Here is an 18,524-nt window from a genome sequence, read left to right on the forward strand (position 1 = left end):
TGTTATTTGCAAAAAATATGAAATTGATTGAACAGTACTGTGCGCACACAATCAAGTCAGGACTCTCGCTAATGCGACCGTTACCGAGATCGCAGCTGCGGGGTATTTTTCAATGGGGCAACTTTGTTCCCCTCACAGGAAAGAGCTTGGGAAGGCGGCCATGGTGCAAACACATATCCTCGGCTATCCGCGTATCGGAGCCAATCGCGAACTAAAGAAAGCGCAAGAAGCCTATTGGCGCGGTGATATGCCCCAGCAGCAGTTGCTGCAAGTGGGCACAGAGATACGCCGTGGTAACTGGCAGGCCCAAAGTGAGGCCGGTTTGAGCCGTGTGGCTGTGGGAGATTTCGCCTGGTACGACCAGGTTCTGAACCACTCCCTGATGTTTGGTGTGGTCGGCCAGCGTTTTGCAGAGGGGGCGGCAGACAACAAGCTGGACCAGTATTTCCGCTTGGCCCGCGGTCGCGCTCCATCGGGACAGCCGGTAGCGGCTAGTGCCATGACCAAGTGGTTTGATACCAATTATCACTATCTGGTGCCTGAACTCTCCAATAATCAGGCGTTCTCCCTGGATAGTGAGTGGTTACTTGACGAGGTGCGGGAAGCCCAATCCCTGGGCTACAAAGCCAAGCCGGTGGTTATCGGACCACTCACTTACCTGTGGCTGGGGCGAGGTGTGGATAGCCCTCTGGATTTAGTGCCAAAACTCCTGCCTTGCTATGCCGAGTTGCTGTCTCAGCTCGCTGACCTCGGAGTTGAATGGGTGCAGTTGGATGAACCCATACTAGGCCTGGATCTGCCGGATGAATGGCGTGGGGCTTTTGATAGCACCTACCAGCAGATTGCGGCAGTAGCCCCGGGGGTGAATACACTGCTGGCTACCTATTTCTCACCTTTGCGCGAGAATTTGGAGCTGGTATTTTCCCTCCCTGTGTCCGGGGTACATATTGACTGTGTACGCGCACCTGAAGAACTTGAAGCTGCGGCCCAGCTGGCAGGTAAGAACAAGGTTCTGTCTGCGGGTGTGATTAATGGACGGAATGTGTGGCGAGCAGACCTCAGCCGCTGGCAGGGCACTTTGCAGCCTTTGGCGAAGCAGTTGGGAGATCGCCTGTGGCTATCAGCGAGTTGCTCCCTGCTCCACAGCCCTGTGGATCTGGAAACGGAGGTCAAGCTGCCCAGTGAGCAAAAACAGAAGCTCGCTTACAGCCGCCAGAAACTTCAGGAGTTGGCTCAATTACAGCAGCTGCTCAATGAGGACACAGAGATCCCTGTCTCAGGCGGAGAGAGTGGTGTAGCCGAGGGCTCCATTGTTGATCAATTACGGGATACTTGGCGTCAACAGTGCTTTCAGGATCGCTCTTTAGTACAGGCCAAGCGTTGGAAATTACCACTGCTGCCCACCACCACAATAGGCTCATTCCCACAGACGGATCTTTTGCGCGGTGTGCGTCGCAAGTACCGCAATAGCGAGATTTCTGAGGCGGATTATTTAGAACATCTAGGCGCTGAAATTGCCGAAGCTATCCGTCGTCAGGAAATACTCGGTCTGGATGTACTGGTGCATGGTGAGGCTGAGCGCAACGATATGGTGGAATATTTCGGGGAGCAACTGGATGGTTTTGTACACACCGGTAATGGCTGGGTGCAAAGTTATGGCTCTCGCTGTGTGAAACCCCCGATAATTTTTGGTGATATCTCCCGACCTAACGCTATGACAGTAGAGTGGAGTAGCTATGCCCAGAGCCTAACTAATAAGCCGGTAAAAGGTATGCTCACCGGCCCGGTCACAATTCTCAACTGGTCCTTCCCGAGGGAGGACATCCACTGCAGTGAGAGCTGTCTGCAAATTGCCAAGGCATTGCGGGAGGAGGTGCTGGATCTTGAGGCGGCCGGTATCGGGATTATCCAGATTGATGAACCGGCTTTGCGTGAGGGAGTTCCCCTTCGAGAGTCTGAGCACCAGGATTATTTTGCCTGGGCGGTAGGGTGTTTCCGCTACACCTGTAGCGAAGTAAAAGCGGAAACCCAGATCCACACTCATATGTGTTACAGCAATTTCAATGCAATTATGGATGCCATTGTTTCCCTTGATGCGGATGTAATTACTATTGAATCAGCTCGCTCCGATTTGCGCCTACTCAGCGCGTTTGCCGACAAGGCCGGTGGTTACCCCAATGAAATTGGACCTGGCATTTACGATATTCACTCACCCAATGTGCCGGAAAGGAGGGAGCTGGTTGAGCGACTTAAGAAAATTGCACAAGTGGTGCCGGTTGAAAGACTCTGGGTAAATCCGGACTGTGGCCTTAAAACCCGTAACTGGGCTGAGGTCGGGTCATCCTTACTGAATATGGTAGAGGCTGCGCGCACTGTGCGCACAGAACTGGCCTAGCCAATTTAGAAATAAAAAAACCGGCAATCATTTGGATTGCCGGTTTTTTCTTTTCTGTTTTTTCCGCTTCTGTTTTTTTAACTTACTCGGACTTGGTGGCTACTGTAGTAGTATTATTTAATTCAAATGGCACTGAAGGGTGGAAAGGTTTAATACCCAAGGCAGTGTAAAGCTCATCCGGGCGATACATATTTTGTCCCTCGAGAACCAGTGCAGTGCGACGTAACGCAGTGATATCCTCAAGGGGATTTCCCTCCAGTAAAACCAGGTCTGCATTTTTACCCACCGCAATACTGCCAGTGTACTCGTCGGCCCCCATAACCTGCGCCGGTACCAGTGTAGCCGTGCGCAGTACATCAATATTGGGAATACCTGCTTTGGCATAGAGTTCGAGTTCGCGTAACAGGGTAAATCCGGGGATGCCATCGGAGCCCGCGACCATAGTGACCTTGTGCTCGTGTAGTTTGAGCATCATGGCCAGCAGGGCTTCCGCTGAAAGGTCGTAGTCATCCCGGTGTTCCGGCTTCACATCCAGTTCGGCCCCAACAAAGGCGCGCTGGATATTGACTGGAAGGTGGTCGGTAATATCGGCAAACTCAGGATCTACTTTGCCCGGCTGGCGCAGTAACATCGAACTGAATACGGTGGTGGTTGCGTCTACGACAGTGCCTTTTTTGGCTAGCTTATCCAGGAAAGTAGCCACTTCTTTGCTATCCAGATCCAGCTCGTGGGCGTGCTCTCCGATTTCTGTAAAGCGCAGTCTTTTACGGGTATCTATCTTGCCCATAAAATTCAGAAACAGCATATTGATATGCTGAATTTCATCAAAGCCCGCGTCCACTGCCTCTTCGGCGGTCATAAATGCAGGAATATGACCGGACAAACGCATACCATTTTCGTGGATATGCTTGGCTAAGGGAGCGATCCACTCGGGCTCCATCGAGCTGTAAGTTTTAATTTGCTGATAGCCGCGATCGGCATACCACTCGACAATATCCTTGGCTTCTTCCAGGCTGTCCGCAGTCTTGCCCATTCGCATGGCATTTTCGCTTTCCCGGTCCATAAAGCCCGCACGGAAAAGGTCGCCGCCTATGATTTGCTCTGACTCAAACATCCCTTCAATACGCATGATACTTTCATGGGTATTACCGATGTCGCGAACATTGACAATGCCAGCGGCCATATTCAGAACACCATCGGTAGGGGATAAGTGGGCGTGCATATCCCAGAGGCCGGGGATCAGCGTATGGTTACGAGCATCAATGGTGGTTGCCCCGTTGGCTTTGATCGGCTTTTTACTGATTTTTGCGATCTTTCCATCTTTGATCAGAACATGGTGCTTTTTCTGCAGTTTGCCAGATTCAACATCAACCAGGTTGACGTTGCTGATCAGGATCGGTTGGGTTGATGTGTGGGTATGTTTCTTGGCAATACCTTGCAGGTACTGGTCTGCGGCTGCGACTTGCCGGGTTTTCAGTTCTTCGAGGTGAGATTTATCCCAACCTTTGCGCAGGATGGCGAACCATCCCCCTTCGTCGGAGGCAAATAAATCCCCATTGTCATCGTACCAGGCGAGATCTGGGGTAAAGCCCAGGCCGCTTACGCCGTAAAGATGGACCGTTTTCTTTTTCTCGCCTTGTTGCAGGGTCACTTTATCAAGCTTATGGAGGCGTGCTTTTCCTTGCGGCAGTAAATCAATATTTTGATCTGCATCGGCAATCAGTGCTTTTACCAATTGCGTCTGTACGGCAAGGGTACTGTTCTTGGGAATATAAAATTGGGCTTCGGAAGTTTTTGCACTGCCATGTTCATCGGAACCTTTCCAGCGAGCGACACCATTTTCCAGGGAAAATTCTTCGCTGACTGGAGCACCAAATGGGCTGATCCCTTCAATGGATAATTGCTCGGGCATTGCCGCCTCACCGATAGTGAAGCTCTCCTTGAGGTTTAGGCGACGGTTATTCCAGCCGAGCTTTAATTCACCAGATACCTTTGTTCCATCCTGATGAATAACTTCAGAGCCAGCAATGCCCTCTTTATCGTAAAAAATATATTCGATTGATTTTGCATAAGCGCTATTGGCTGCGGCTAGAACTGTGGCTGCGATAAGCGTTGCCAGTGTTTTTTTTCTCATGAACTGTCCCTTTTCTTGTTGTAATACCGGTGATGGACTTTGGCTTTTTTTCGGTGAGGGGGCAAGCAGCTCAGGGGCGCAAGCGGCGAGAGGAAAAGCGGGAGCGGTAGGGCGTTCTTTAATGTTTTAACTTTCTGAGTAAGGTAAAGGTATTGCGAGAGCGCTTACTTGTAAGCACTCTCACAATATTGCTTTAGTCTATGAACTAAGGGGTGCGAGAAAGATTTTCGTTGCCGGTTGCGTGTACGGCAATATTGTCTTCAATACGCACGCCGCCGTAGGGGCGGAAGCTGTCGACCTTATCCCAGTTAACCTCGGCAGCGAGGTCTGAGTCTTTTAGCTCTCCCAATAGGCTATCGATAAAGTAGAGTCCAGGTTCGATGGTAAATACCTGGTTCTCCTCGATAGTTCGGCTGGTGCGCAGGAACGGGTACTCGGCCGGTGGGGGTGTCGTGCCTCCATCGGGGCCGGTTTGGTGACCGCCGACATCGTGTACCTGGAGGCCGAGGAAGTGACCCAGGCCGTGTGGCAGGAAGGGGCGAGTTAAGCCGGATTCCACGGCATTCTCGGCAGAGGTTTTGATTATGCCAAATTGGGCCAACAGCTCTCCCACGTTGAAGTGGCACTGGCGATGTAGTTCCGGGTAAGGCAGGCCAGGCTTGAGGCCGTCTACCAGCTGCAACTGCTTTTCATCCATACCCGCTACCAGCTCTGCGAACTCATTATCGGCATAGGCGTAGGTGCGAGTGATATCAGAGCAGTAGCCATTGCAGTCAGCACCCGCATCGATCAGGAAGCTTTTCAGCTGCGGCTCAGGCAGGCGCTCAGTAGACAGGTGGGTGTAATGCAGGATTGCGGCGTGTTCATTCAGGGCAACAATATTGCCGTAGGGCATACGGTTCTCACCCTGGCCTGCAGCGCCCAGGTAGGCCTGATTGATTTCAAATTCACTGGCGCCACTGCGGAAAGCCTGTTCGGCGGCGCGGTGCCCATTGACCGCAATACGGTTCGCCTCACGCAGGCAGGCGACCTCATAAGGCGTTTTATAAGCGCGGGCCCAGTGCAAGCGGTTGATCAGAAGCTCCGGATTTTCCTCCCCCAGTGACCAGCCTTGCAGCTTGTCGCTCTCACCGATAAAAGCGGCATTCTCCGGGCTCAAGAACGCTTGGGCATCGGCCGGCTTGCTCAGTAGCTCGATATCGTAGAAATCGCTCCAGAAGGTCTGGGGTGCCGGCGGTACATAGTGCCAAAAGTCTACTGGGCGGTAGAACAAAAGCTTTGGCTTTTGTCCGCGCTGATAGATAACCCAGCTGTGGGGGTTGTCGGTAATGGGAACCAGTGCCTTAAAGTGGGGATTCACCTTAAACGGGTAATAGTTATCGTCTAGGAACTGCACCCTGGGAGCGCCACTGAATACGTTGAGGGTATCAAACCCGCTCTGTTCGAGGATTTCGTCGTAGCGGCGGCACAGGGTGGCCATATGATCGGCGTAAAGGTTTTTATCCATGTTCTCCCCGGAATGGATCGCTGAATCGTAAAGTCGGCATAGTGTATAGTCTGGACTCTGGATATTTGGCCTGAAATTTGACCATGGAAAAGAAGATACTGCTGACCGACTGCCCCGATGATAAGGGGCTGATCGCAAAGATTACCAATATTTGCTACAAGCACCAGCTGAACATCATCAAGAATGATGAGTTTGTGGACCGGGTTGAGGGGCGCTTCTTTATGCGCACTGCCCTGGAGGGTATCTTTAACGATACCACCTTCCTGGAAGATCTGGATATGACGCTGCCCCAGGGGGCAGAGCGTCGCCTGGTATCCATAGAGCGGAAGAAACGCCTGGTGCTGATGGTTACCCGCGAGCCCCACTGCCTGGGTGATATCCTGATGAAGTGCTATTCCGGCGCTATGGATGTGGAGATCGCGGCTGTTATCGGCAATCATCCGGATCTGGAGGGGCTGGTACAGAAGTTTGATATTCCTTTCCACTGTATTTCTGCTGAGGGGGTGGAGCGCGGAGCTCACGAGCAGCAAGTGGCCACCTTAGTGGATGAGTACAATCCAGATTATTTGGTGCTGGCCAAGTATATGCGCGTGCTAACCCCTGATTTTGTTGCTCGCTATAGTGGGCGCATTATCAACATCCACCATTCTTTCCTGCCCGCATTTATTGGAGCCAAGCCCTATCAGCAGGCCTACGAGCGTGGAGTAAAAATTATTGGAGCCACAGCTCACTTTGTTACCGACGATCTGGATGAAGGGCCGATCATTGAACAGGATGTAATACATGTGGATCATGCCTATTCTGCAGAAACCATGGCGGATGCAGGTAGGGATGTTGAAAAATTGGTTTTGACTCGAGCGCTGCAACTAGTTTTGCAGGAACGAGTGTTTATACACGGAAATAAAACAGTGGTATTTAAATAGAAACGCAGTAAACAATACTAACTTTGCGCTCGATGTAGTAAAGCTGGTTAGTGTTTAGAGAGGATTTTGAGTGAATAATAAAAATATTAGCAGTTTTCAGGCCCGCTTATTTATTGCCGCTGGCCTAGCGTTACCTATTTTTCTCAGTGCCTGTTCCAGTAACAAGCCGATTCCCGGAATGAAAGAGTCGTTTGTAACTGAGATTGCTCAAAACGGAGCTAAGCGTTTTACATTTACTCTTGAGAAGGATCGGCAGGATCTTCCTCCCCCAGTTTCAAACCAGCCTAGTTCTCAACGTCGAATGCAGCGGGATACAATCGGTTTGGGAGGCCGTTCAAGTGACCGAGTAGAGCGTTATTTAGATTGGGCTCTCGAGCAAAAGATGTTGGAAACCGGTTTCTGTGAGCGTGGCTATTTTGAAATTGAACGGGTTATTTCTGCAGATGGGGGTGAGGTGCGGGGAGAGTGCCGAGAAGGCGCTTTTTAGTGTCTTTTCTGCTTGCTAGACCTGTGCAGTAATTCAAGCCGATGTAAAAAGACAGGGGCTCTTTACCAGCTATTGCAGATAATAATAATGAAGTCTGAATCAATATTGGAAATGGTGTCTACCCAGCAGATTATTGCGGTTTTTGATTTAATATCAGATATTATTTTTTGGGTAAAAGATGATTCTGGTTACGTAGTACATTGTAACCGAGAGTTTATTGAGCATGTTGGATGCAGGTCCCTTAATCAGGTTGTGGGCCGCTCTGATATGGATTTTTCCCCCTCTTATCTCGCAAAAAACTATATGCGTGATGACCAAAGAGTGATGGAGGGCGAAACGATTACAGATCGACTGGAGTTGAATATAGGGAAAAGTGGAGAGTTGGTTTGGTTTACGACATCCAAGCGCCCACTAAAGAATTCCACTGGAAAAATTATTGGTACCTATGGCGTAGCTCGCGACCTTAATGAAACGGTCAAAACGCTCTCCAGAATGGATAAGCTGAAAAAGCCTGTTGAATATATTAAAAATAATTACAGTCAGCCGATTACTGTCGAACAGCTAGCAGAGGTAGCCAGTTTGTCTGTTAGCGCCCTTGAGAGGCGATTTAAAAAGTATTTGGAGAAAACTCCAATGCAGTTTGTCAGGGAGGTTAGGTTAGAGAACTCCCGTCGTATGCTGGTGGACACTCAGCGGCCAATTTCTGAAATCGCATACCGTGTCGGATTTCCATCTCACAGTTACTTCAGTAGACATTTCAAGACCATGTTTGGGCAGCTTCCCGCTATTTATAGAGAAGAAGTTCAGTCTCAACTTTGAATGCGATAGGCCATTCCTGAACTACTTAGAGATGGATAATCAATAGAAGTTTTTTATTGAAATGGTTTGGTGCTGGCTTTCTTCTCTTTAAAAATAGTTTATCTATTTGTTGAATATCCTGTAAATCCATAATCGAATTTTGGCCTTTCATACCTTCTAATACCTTTCCCTTAGTGTCCTCCAAAATTCCAAACGCCGATTTTGTTCTATTCCTGTCTCAGTTTCTATTACCCCCTTATCCCGTTTTTTTCTTAGGGTTTTAGTGCTCAACAAGTGGACTGTCATTACGGGGTTTAGGGTCCCCTGACGGTTTCTCGCCCCTCTCCAATTTGGAGAGGGGCTCTTTTAAAAAACTTATAAGAAAAGAAAGTTGGGATACTATGAAAACAGTCAAGAATAATAGACGAACCACGGTCAAAATCTGGAGCCGGGAGATTAAGCAGAAATCGCTAGTCTCCGCTATTTCATTAGCCATTAGTAGCGTGGCGATTGCTGATGATATCTCTGAGAAAGACAAACCGATGGATCAAATTGAGGTAATCGGAATTCTTGAGAGTAATACCAGAAACCTGGAAATTAAGCGGGATTCTAATGCTATTGTAGACGCGATAACCGCCGAGGATGTGGGCAAGTTCCCGGATAAGAATGTTGCAGACTCTCTTCAGCGCGTGCCAGGGATCACAATTACACGCAGTGGTGGAGAGGGTAGTCGAGTCAGTATTCGTGGCACCAGTGCCGAGTGGACCTTGACTCAGTTAAATGGAAACTACATTGCAACCTCTGATGGAGAAGCGCCATCTCGAAGCTTTAATTACACTTTGCTGCCATCCAACATGATTAGCAAAGTAGAAGTTTACAAAAGCCCGGAAGCTAGAATTGATGAAGGAGGAATTGGCGGAACGGTTATTCTACACAGTCGTAAGCCTCTGGAAATGGATTCTGGTGAGGGTGTTATAACTACTGAAACCACTTACTCAGATACTAATGAGCAGTGGGAACCTCAATATAGTGCTTTTTACTCCTGGAAAAATGAGAGTGAAACCTTTGGTATCCTGGCTGGATATACCAAGCAGGACAGAACCTTAACCTCAATTGAAAACTACGCGAGCCATTGGCGATTCCATTCAGATACAGTTGAAGGTGCTGAGCGTCCGGCAATTGTTGACCAGGAAACTGGTGAAGTTTACAACAATGTTTGGGCGCCCAGAGCTATGGGTATTGGTAATCATGAGCAGGATAGGGCCAGGGATGGTTATCAAATTACTACTCAATGGCGGCCAACTGAGCGTTTGGAATTTTCTCTGAACTATTTCGGTTCCCAGTTGGGATACGATACCCGTAGTCAGAATCTCACCTTAGCTGAATGGAATGATAACCATAACCCCTACTTTGGCGTTGAGCTGGAAGGGGATACCGTGGTCACCTATGGCAACGGTGATAACGGCTTGCTAAATGCTGATAACTGGGGCGATGCTGATGTCAATGGTGGTGTTGAGGTAGAGCGAGGCTTAATGTCTCCGCAATTGACCGGGCAGGATAGCTACGGTGAATCAGAATCTCATACATTCGACCTCGAAATTCTGTATGAAGGTGATTCTTACACAGCAGCAGTGAATATTGGGCGCAGCTCTGCAAAAGGAGGTGTCTCCGAAAGAATCATGGCAAATATGGATGCACGTTATGGTTCCGTAAATAGTTGGCTGTGGTCTATTGCCGACGGGGAACCTAGCTACGAAATCTCTACAGATCTCACCTCGGATCAGGAGGCCTATCCATATTATGACTGGTTTAGTTCTGACGCTACCCAAAATCGGGATAGGGAAGATTATTATCAGCTTGACCTGGGATTTGATACCAATTGGGGAATAGTTAACAAAATCTATGTCGGTACTAAATATCGGGATCATGAAGCCAAGTCCCTAAGAGATACTTTCCTGTGGGATGACGGTATTTCGGATAACGGTGGTTATCGTGGGTGGTTGTCGGGTACCGAATGGTTCCACAACCCGGATTTTCATCCAGACACTTCAATCTTACTTGGCGGCAGCGTAATCGATAATAGCGCAGGCGATACCGGGGCTATTAACTATCTGCCTTTTGATATAGATGCGCTTAAAGCCTACGTTAGTGATAATTTTACCCGGACTGTAGTTCCTGTCTTATCCGGTACCTATACCATCGAGGAGAAAATATTTTCACTTTACGCACAGGCAGATTTTGAATGGGAAGCCTTCCGGGGTAACTTTGGTGTCCGCTATGTTAATACCGACTTAACTACCTCGACGTACGATGACATCATTGGTCAAGAGACAGATATCACCAATGCAAATAACCGAAGTGCTGATAGTGAAAACTTCCTGCCAAGTTTGAATATTGCCTGGGATCTAACTGATGACCTTGTAATACGATTTGCTGCAGCAAAAACCATGTCTCGAGTTAGTTATGCTGATTTGGGGCAGGCTGAGTCTTATGGCCCCCCTGTAAATATTAACTCGCCGGATTCTTGGACCGGCCGTGGGACTGGCACTTCAGCAAATACTGGGCTAGAAGCGATGCTTTCCAATCAATTCGACCTGGGAATTGAATGGTATTACTTTGATGCTTCCGCACTTGGGGCAACATTATTTAGTAAGGATATCAGCAACCTTCCTATAACCACAACTGAAGTTGTATTACGTGAGCACAATTGCTGCAATGGACCCATTGAAGTCGACATGACCACAAAAACGGGTGGTGCTGAGGCAACTTCAAGAGGCGTTGAGCTGTTTGCACAACACGCGTTCGAAAGTGGTTTTGGTGTAATGGCAAATTATACCTACACCGACACCAGTACTTCAGGGGTGTTTGTTAATGGTGAAGAAACTGAGGCAGAAATTCCTGGAACGGCTAAGCACCAGTACAATCTTTCCGGTTATTATGAAAATGATTTGTACAGTGTGCGAGCATCTTATAACTGGAAAGATGATCGAGCTGGGGGGCTTCACCAAGGGTATAATTTATATGATAAAGCTTATGGGCAGCTTGATCTTAATGCCAGCTTTACCTTCAATGAAAACCTAAATTTCACGGCATCTATCATTAATTTAACGGAGGAAAAGGCAGAGGGGTTCTGGAAGCAGGAAAACAGAATGACTTATTATAATTACTCTGGGCGCAGACTATATATTGGTGCAAACTATAAATTCTAATACCTCGTTGATCGTAGTGTTGGGTGTAGAGTGTAAGCTCTACACCATTTTTTTTGACTATCGATATTAGATTATAGAATTTACATAACCACATAATAAAAATGAGCATAAATATGAAACAATCGACACGTAGAGCAATGCAGACTGCTTGTGCCACCATTTTATTTCAGACTGGTGCATACGCAGATATTGAAGTGGTCAATTCGGATGACTGTCCCTCGGACACTACAACAGTAAGCTATTCTGAAGCGCTTAATTATCCTAATGAATTTTGTGATCTTCTCAATAATGGTGATTTGGTTGGTTTATCAGACGGGTCCTCAATAGAACATCTGGGAAATAATTGCCAATTGACGAGTAATGAAAGTCGCCAATTATCCATGACATTGTGTAAATCCGAACCTTCAGCGCCTCATGTTGTTAGTGGAAGCAGCTGTGCAACTGATGCAAGCCCGGTCACCTATCTTGAGGCTCAAATCTATAAGGATGAGCTGTGTTCCATCCTGGGGGACTGGGAAATTGCAAATCTTGCCGATAATGCCTCCATGGATGGCAGCGGGTATGGGTGTGGTTCACGTAAGAATGAAATCCGTGAGCTGGGCTCAACTCTGTGTAAATCTGATACTCCTCAGGAAAGTGTGTCAGCGCCTAAAGTTGCTTACGTAGAAGTTAATAGTAATAACCTGGGCAATGCAGGCTGCTTTACAGAGAGCGATGGCAGCCAGTTGTTTGATATAGCTGTGATCTTCGCGGCAAATGTTAATTACGATGGTCAGAAAGCTGTACTGCATTTTAATGACCAAGTGTCAGACTTGCTCAATAACAATTTGAGTACAGTACAAGAATTGCAAGACAAGGGTACGAAAGTGGTGCTCAGCGTTCTCGGAAATCACCAAAATGCAGGTTGGTCCTGTTTTGCCGATGAGCAGTCCGCTGATGACTTTTCTCAGCAGCTAAAAGATGCCGTGGATCAGTATGGGTTGGATGGTATTGATATTGATGATGAGTACTCACAGTGCAGCCAAACCTATTCTGACTCCTTGGTAAAAGTGACTAGTGCATTGCGAGAGAAGATGCCTAACAAAATTATTTCTAAAGCACTTTGGAGTGATACCGATGCTTTTCAGGCTGAATGGAATGGGAAGAAACTGGGCGACCAATTAACTTATGGTTGGGAGATGAGCTATTGGTTGGGCTCAAGTTGCACTTCACGAGTTCAGAAGTACTTAAACTTGGGGGTCGATAGATCCAAATTGGGTGTTGGCGCTTCTACTGTGTTGAATGGCGCTTCCGCTGCAAGTGCATTAGCTTCCTGTAATGAAAATAATAACCTGGGTGGCGGCACTATGATATTTAATGTGACTAAAGATTCTAGCAGTTACCTTTCTACAATATGGCCAGGTACTTCAGAGGTCCCTAATTGCCTTAAGTGATTATATAAACCCTGGCTGATAGCCCCGTGGAAATTGGCATTAGTCGATGAAGCGGGGCAGCTCTAATAAAAAATGGATTTTGAAAAGTAGTTTAAGGGAGTGAAAAGGGTGTGCTCAATTATTGATTCTGATACTTATTTAAAATTACTATGTTGGGCCAACTTTCATTTTTCGAGTCAAGCGGGGATAGCCTGATATATTTTTACACTAGTAAAAGTAATGCTTCCCCTAATCAGTACGTAGAAACAACTTTACGAAGCCATTACTACCTTGCCACCTTCGCAAACAGATCCATTGTTTGGTCGATCATACCAGAACTTAATAGGTTTTCTAGCCGCGTGAGCTGCCAGAACTATGCTTTGTATTAGTTTAATTGATTCTTCAGTTACTTCCTGCGAATTCCCGACCTCAACATATATGCGCTTGCCGTCTCCGTCTGTGCATGCGGAATTAAAAGCTTGAGGAAAATTGATCTCTAATCTTCCATCGGGCAAAACGCCTACTGTTTCAGAAACTTGATAACTAGGCATTCCGACACTTGCCGATACTATTGATGAAAAAGAAGTGCACAGAAAGAGTAGGCCAATAGAGGTTTTTTTCATTTGGAAGTCCTTTTTGGAGAGGCTTAAGCAAGTTAGGTTACTTGCAAGCTATAAGAGGCTAAGTTTGGATGAAGTTAATGTCAATCAACTGGATTGCAAGCCGGGTGAAAAAAGCGGGCATTAAGCCCGCTTTTAAATCCATCTGTGAGAGTGTTAGATCTTACTCAGCGTAGCTCTCAATCGGAGGGCAGGAACAAATCAGGTTACGGTCGCCGTAGACGTTGTCGATACGATTAGCGGCCGGCCACACCTTGTGCTCTTTCAGCCATGCTGCTGGGCGCGCAGCAATATCCCGGGAGTAGCTGTGGGTCCACTCATCGTTCATCACGTCCTCAAGGGTGTGAGGTGCATTGTGCAGCGGGTTGTCTTCAGGGGTGTATTTACCGCTGGTGACATCTTCCACTTCCTGGCGAATTGTTGCCATTGCTTCGATAAAGCGATCCAGTTCACCCTTGGATTCGCTTTCGGTAGGCTCGATCATCAGGGTGCCGGCTACCGGGAAGGACATAGTGGGGGAGTGGAAGCCAAAGTCCATCAGGCGCTTGGCGATATCCTCTTCAGTGATGCCGCTGGCTTCCTTGAGTGGGCGCAGGTCAACCAGGCACTCGTGGGCAACAAAGCCATTGGTGCCGGTGTAGAGTAGGGAGTAGTGCTCACCCAGCTTCTTGGCTACGTAGTTGGCGTTCAGGATTGCCATTTCGGTAGCCTGCTTCATACCCTGCTTACCCATCATACGGATATACATCCAACTGATCGGCAGGATGCTGGCGGAGCCCCAGGGAGCAGCGGAGATGGTGCCGTTATCCAGATTGGTTTCCGGTACTTCAGTCACCGGGTGGGCCGCCAGGTAGGGCTTCAGGTGTTCGCCAACAGCGATCGGGCCCATGCCGGGGCCGCCGCCACCGTGAGGAATACAGAAAGTTTTGTGCAGGTTCAGGTGGGATACGTCACCACCGAACTGGCCCGGAGCTGCGACGCCAATCAGGGCGTTCATGTTGGCACCATCGATATAAACCTGGCCGCCAGCCTGGTGTACCAGGTCGCAAACTTCGCGGATACCTTCTTCGAACACCCCGTGGGTGGACGGGTAAGTGACCATCAGTGCGGCAACGCGGTCGCCGTGCTCTTCGATTTTGGCTTTCAGGTCTTCGATATCCACATTGCCTTTATCATCACAGGCAACCACTACCACTTTCATGCTCACCATCATGGCGGATGCCGGGTTGGTGCCGTGGGCAGAGGCGGGAATCAGGCAGATGTCGCGCTGGGTTTCGCCCTTCGCTTCGAAGTACTTCTTGATAGCAACCAGGCCTGCGTATTCACCTTGGGAACCGGCGTTGGGCTGCAGGCTCACCGCATCGTAACCGGTGCAGGCGGACAGCATTTGCTGTAGCTGGCTGAACATTTCCGCGTAGCCTTCCGCTTGATCTACTGGTGCGAAGGGGTGCAGCTTGCCGAACTCGGGCCAGGTGACCGGGATCATCTCGGCTGTGGCATTCAACTTCATGGTGCAGGAGCCCAGGGGAATCATGGAATGATTCAGGGCGATATCCTTGGCTTCCAGAGACTTGAGGTAGCGCAGCATCTCGGTCTCGGAGTGGTAGGTATTGAACACCGGGTGGGTCAGGAATTCAGTATCGCGCACCAGGGAGGCGGGTACACCCAGAGAGCCCTTGCTGGCAATTTCGCTGTCCAGAGTGTGCAGGTCGATGCTGTGTTCGGTGCCGATAAAGGCATTGATCAGGTCGGACACATCCTGCAGGGTGGCGGTCTCACTCAGGCTCACACCCAGGGCGTCTTCACCAATTTTACGCAGGTTGATCTCAGCGGCCAGGGCGCGCTGGTAAATCTCTTCCTGCTTGGCGCCAACGGTGATATTCAGGGTATCGAACCAGCTGTCGTGGGCCAGATTGAAGCCTTCCTGCTGCAGGGCGGAAGCGAGGATATCTGCCAAGCGCTGGATCCGGGCAGAGATGGTTTTAAGGCCTTCAGGGCCGTGGTAAATCGCATAGAAAGCGCTCATTACCGCTAACAGCACCTGGGAAGTACAGATGTTGGAGTTGGCTTTCTCGCGGCGAATATGCTGTTCGCGGGTTTGCATGGCCATGCGCAGGGCACGCTTGCCTTTGCTATCGACGGAAACGCCGATAATACGACCCGGTGCGGAGCGCTTGTAAGCTTCGCGGAAGGCGAAGAAACCGGCGTGGGGACCACCGTAGCCCATGGGGATGCCGAAGCGTTGGTTACAGCCAACAACTACGTCTGCGCCCATATCACCCGGTGCTCGCAGGGCTACCAGGCTCATCAGATCAGCGGCCACAGTTACCAGGGCGTTGGCTTCGTGCACCTTGGTGATGATGTCGGTCAGGTCGCGTACACGACCGGTGCTGCCGGGGTATTGCAGCAGGGCACCGAACAGCTCGGCGGGAATATCTTTTTCCACATCGCCGACAACGACCTCGAAGCCGAAGTGCTCGGCGCGGGTCTTAACGACGGCGATGGTCTGCGGGTGGCAGTCCTGGTCTACAAAGTAGACGTTGGATTTGTTGCGTTTGACCTGGCGCTTACACATGGCCATGGCTTCAGCTGCTGCGGTACCTTCATCCAGCATGGAGGCGTTGGCCAATTCCATACCGGTGAGGTCCATAATCATCTGCTGGAAGTTCAGCAGGCCTTCCAGGCGACCCTGGGCAATTTCTGGTTGGTAAGGGGTATAGGCGGTGTACCAACCCGGATTCTCCAGCACATTGCGCAGGATCACATTGGGGGTAATGGTGTCGTGGTAACCCATACCAATAAAGGTGCGGTAGATCTTGTTGCGCGCCGCGATATCTTTCAGCTCTGCGAGGGCCTCAACTTCATTGATCGCGTCAGCCAGATCCAGCTCATCGGTCTTGCGAATGGCTTCGGGCACGGTTTTCTCGATCAGCTCTTCGAGGCTGGCAACTCCGAGGGTTTCCAGCATGGCCTCTACCTGTTTGGCATCGGGGCCAATATGGCGATGGATAAAGGCGTCGTGTTGTTCCAACTGCTGCAGCGATGGTTGGGTCATAAACTTCGTTCCTGTAGTCGCAGGGAGTCGTCGCGGTGCGCTCGCGGTTAAAAATAGCACCTGGCCTCAGTACCGCTTTTCCTGTGGAAAGCCTCGGGCCTCCGCGTTGCGGATAGGCGAGGGTAACGCTTGGGAAAATCGGTTTGCAGGCAGCCCCAGTGTCGCAATATGGAATCAAAGGGGAAGCCGGGCCATAGCGGCAGGCGCGCATCTTAGCAACCGGGGCGAGTAGGGGCAATCTGCGGGATTTGAGCGAGGAAACTGCTAAATTTGGGCTCAAAAAGTGGGTTAAATCCTGTGATATTTTGGCTGGGACGATTTTGTTCTACACAGGATGGTGTGGATTTGACGAAAGGTGTCATCTGAGAGTTTAGATGGCCTCGAAAGTGGAACAGGTTGGCTATAGACGCTTTGATAGGTTTAGGAACCCTCTGAAAAGTCCACAAGAGCAATACAGAGTAGTCAAAAGGTTCCTATGCACTAACAATCTCTTTGTTAACGCTGTTTAGCTCGACACTTAGCTCCCTTCCGCGCCGCATTAAAACGATCACGCAGGCGCTCAATCATCGCAGTACGGGCGGCATCGTGGTTGATACCCATAACCACATTTACTGGCAAGCCCTCGCCATTTTCAGCAAGGGTGGTTTTTCCCACGGTTGGGTCGAAGGTGATGGGATCATAAGGAGTCATACTGTCAGCCAGTCCGGCATTTAACTGGTCTACTTCGATAAATCCGGGTACCAAATCCATCTCTAAAGTTTCAGGCTCCAACAGTACCAAGGCAGCAATAATGTCCCACAGGCGAATAACGGCATCCATGGCGAAGTCACCATTACCCTGGAAATCCCCACCCTCAAATTCACGAATGGAACTGAGGAGTTGGGAGGTGTAGCAGGCTTCCGGAGTTGCGCGGCGCTCTGCGAGGGCTTCGATGGTGCTGCCTTGTACTTTGGCCATATCGGTTGAGTTGGTCGGAACCAGGTAGGTTTCAATACTATTTTCACTCAGGGCGTCGAAGGTCCATTGTGCGCTCAGTGGGTCGAGCAGAATATTGAACTCCTGATGGGTACTGAAGTCGCTGTCACAGCCGAAGCTGGGGTGGGAGAAAATATTGCCGCCCAGATTTCTAGATTTATCGCCAAAGCAGGCTGCTTCGTGATTCTCTGTAAACGGCTCATAATTCTCAAAGCCACCACCCATCATAATAACGCGGTCAATTTTAGCCAGCTGTTCTTCGCTGGCTTTGCCAAGTACCCGGGCCAGGGTGGTGAGTTTACCGGTGTTGAAAACTATTGGGCGTTGCTCCAGGTTATCCATCGTTTCCAGGATAATGTCTTCGGCCAGCTCAAAATTGAAGGAGACACCATTGTTACCTTGGTAGCGGTAGTGCTCCTGTTTTGCGCGCGGGATTAGGTGGTCAGTTCCATACAAGGTGGAGCCGTTGTCACGCCAGGGGCCGGGTACATACTGGCCGTAGAGATTAATACCCATGGCGTTGCGGCGCTCCAGGTTCCAGGTGCCGGTGGAGAAATCGGAGGAGTTGGGTAGTTGGTAGTCTTCTCTGCCGAGTACGGTCTTATCGTCATTTACCGGAGGTACTGAAGCTTTGCCGTTTGCGCCGTAGGCGACTTCTTCTGTGGCAAAATAGGCTCCGCGAATAACCTGGGTATCATTATTTCCCAGCCATTCGAGGATGTTGTAAACAGTGTTGGCCCCGTGCGCTACGGTATTGAAAGAGTCCTCAACGACAGCCAGCTCCAGGGTATAGCGTGGGTCTTTGGCGATTAGCATCAGTGCTACGGCATCGTCAAAGTTATTGAAGTCGCCAATCCAGATAATGGGTTGGGCGTTCTCGATCTTGATGGCCTGGTGTGGTTTCTTGCTGTGAGGTCCGCTATCCGCATTGCAAGAAGCCAATGTGGTTAGGCTGCCCAGTACCAGAGCTCCTACAGAGAACCAGTGTTTTAATTTCATTTATCCTTCC

11 protein-coding genes are annotated in these 18,524 nt (G+C 49.5%); 6 read left to right on the forward strand and 5 right to left on the reverse strand.

Annotated elements, in window-relative coordinates; translation table 11 throughout:
• Nucleotides 1–160 precede the first annotated feature (160 nt).
• The gene (metE, locus tag ACJJI8_RS10680) at nucleotides 161–2,395 is read left to right on the forward strand and encodes a 5-methyltetrahydropteroyltriglutamate--homocysteine S-methyltransferase (protein WP_444935165.1); all 2,235 of its coding nucleotides are present in this window, start codon (nucleotides 161–163) and stop codon (nucleotides 2,393–2,395) included.
• A gap of 82 nt (nucleotides 2,396–2,477) precedes the next feature.
• Here the strand turns inward: metE and ACJJI8_RS10685 are convergent, their stop codons facing one another.
• Nucleotides 2,478–4,529: an amidohydrolase family protein gene (locus ACJJI8_RS10685; RefSeq protein ID WP_444935025.1), complete on the reverse strand. Its 2,052-nt coding sequence runs from the start codon at nucleotides 4,527–4,529 to the stop codon at nucleotides 2,478–2,480.
• Between the two features lie 205 nt (nucleotides 4,530–4,734).
• Nucleotides 4,735–6,036, reverse strand: a complete 1,302-nt coding sequence (pepQ, locus tag ACJJI8_RS10690) for a Xaa-Pro dipeptidase (protein WP_444935026.1) — start codon at nucleotides 6,034–6,036, stop codon at nucleotides 4,735–4,737.
• Nucleotides 6,037–6,119: 83 nt separating this feature from the next.
• Here pepQ and purU point away from each other — a divergent pair, with 83 nt between their 5' ends.
• The 5 genes from purU to ACJJI8_RS10715 all read left to right on the forward strand — a co-directional run bounded on the left by purU (nucleotide 6,120) and on the right by ACJJI8_RS10715 (nucleotide 12,886).
• Nucleotides 6,120–6,959, forward strand: a complete 840-nt coding sequence (purU, locus tag ACJJI8_RS10695) for a formyltetrahydrofolate deformylase (protein WP_444935027.1) — start codon at nucleotides 6,120–6,122, stop codon at nucleotides 6,957–6,959.
• 70 nt (nucleotides 6,960–7,029) lie between these two features.
• Nucleotides 7,030–7,446 (forward strand): hypothetical protein, encoded by a 417-nt coding sequence (locus ACJJI8_RS10700; RefSeq protein ID WP_444935028.1) that lies wholly within the window; start codon nucleotides 7,030–7,032, stop codon nucleotides 7,444–7,446.
• A gap of 87 nt (nucleotides 7,447–7,533) precedes the next feature.
• Complete coding sequence (locus ACJJI8_RS10705; protein WP_413664535.1) at nucleotides 7,534–8,265, forward strand: AraC family transcriptional regulator; 732 nt, start codon at nucleotides 7,534–7,536, stop codon at nucleotides 8,263–8,265.
• 380 nt (nucleotides 8,266–8,645) lie between these two features.
• Nucleotides 8,646–11,453 carry a TonB-dependent receptor gene (locus tag ACJJI8_RS10710; RefSeq protein WP_444935029.1) on the forward strand — a complete coding sequence of 936 codons (2,808 nt, stop codon included), beginning with the start codon at nucleotides 8,646–8,648 and terminating at the stop codon, nucleotides 11,451–11,453.
• Nucleotides 11,454–11,566: 113 nt separating this feature from the next.
• Nucleotides 11,567–12,886 (forward strand): glycosyl hydrolase family 18 protein, encoded by a 1,320-nt coding sequence (locus ACJJI8_RS10715; protein WP_444935030.1) that lies wholly within the window; start codon nucleotides 11,567–11,569, stop codon nucleotides 12,884–12,886.
• A gap of 251 nt (nucleotides 12,887–13,137) precedes the next feature.
• Here ACJJI8_RS10715 and ACJJI8_RS10720 read toward each other — a convergent pair whose 3' ends face one another.
• The 3 genes from ACJJI8_RS10720 to ACJJI8_RS10730 form a co-directional block, all read right to left on the reverse strand.
• Nucleotides 13,138–13,488 carry a hypothetical protein gene (locus ACJJI8_RS10720; RefSeq protein WP_444935031.1) on the reverse strand — a complete coding sequence of 117 codons (351 nt, stop codon included), beginning with the start codon at nucleotides 13,486–13,488 and terminating at the stop codon, nucleotides 13,138–13,140.
• Between the two features lie 160 nt (nucleotides 13,489–13,648).
• A complete protein-coding gene (gene gcvP / locus ACJJI8_RS10725) occupies nucleotides 13,649–16,540 on the reverse strand; it encodes an aminomethyl-transferring glycine dehydrogenase (protein WP_444935032.1) in 2,892 nt (963 codons plus the stop codon).
• A gap of 495 nt (nucleotides 16,541–17,035) precedes the next feature.
• Complete coding sequence (locus ACJJI8_RS10730; RefSeq protein ID WP_444935033.1) at nucleotides 17,036–18,514, reverse strand: nucleoside hydrolase; 1,479 nt, start codon at nucleotides 18,512–18,514, stop codon at nucleotides 17,036–17,038.
• Nucleotides 18,515–18,524: the final 10 nt, after the last annotated feature.

It is taken from the genome of Microbulbifer maximicatervae (SeqCode), assembly GCF_052467695.1.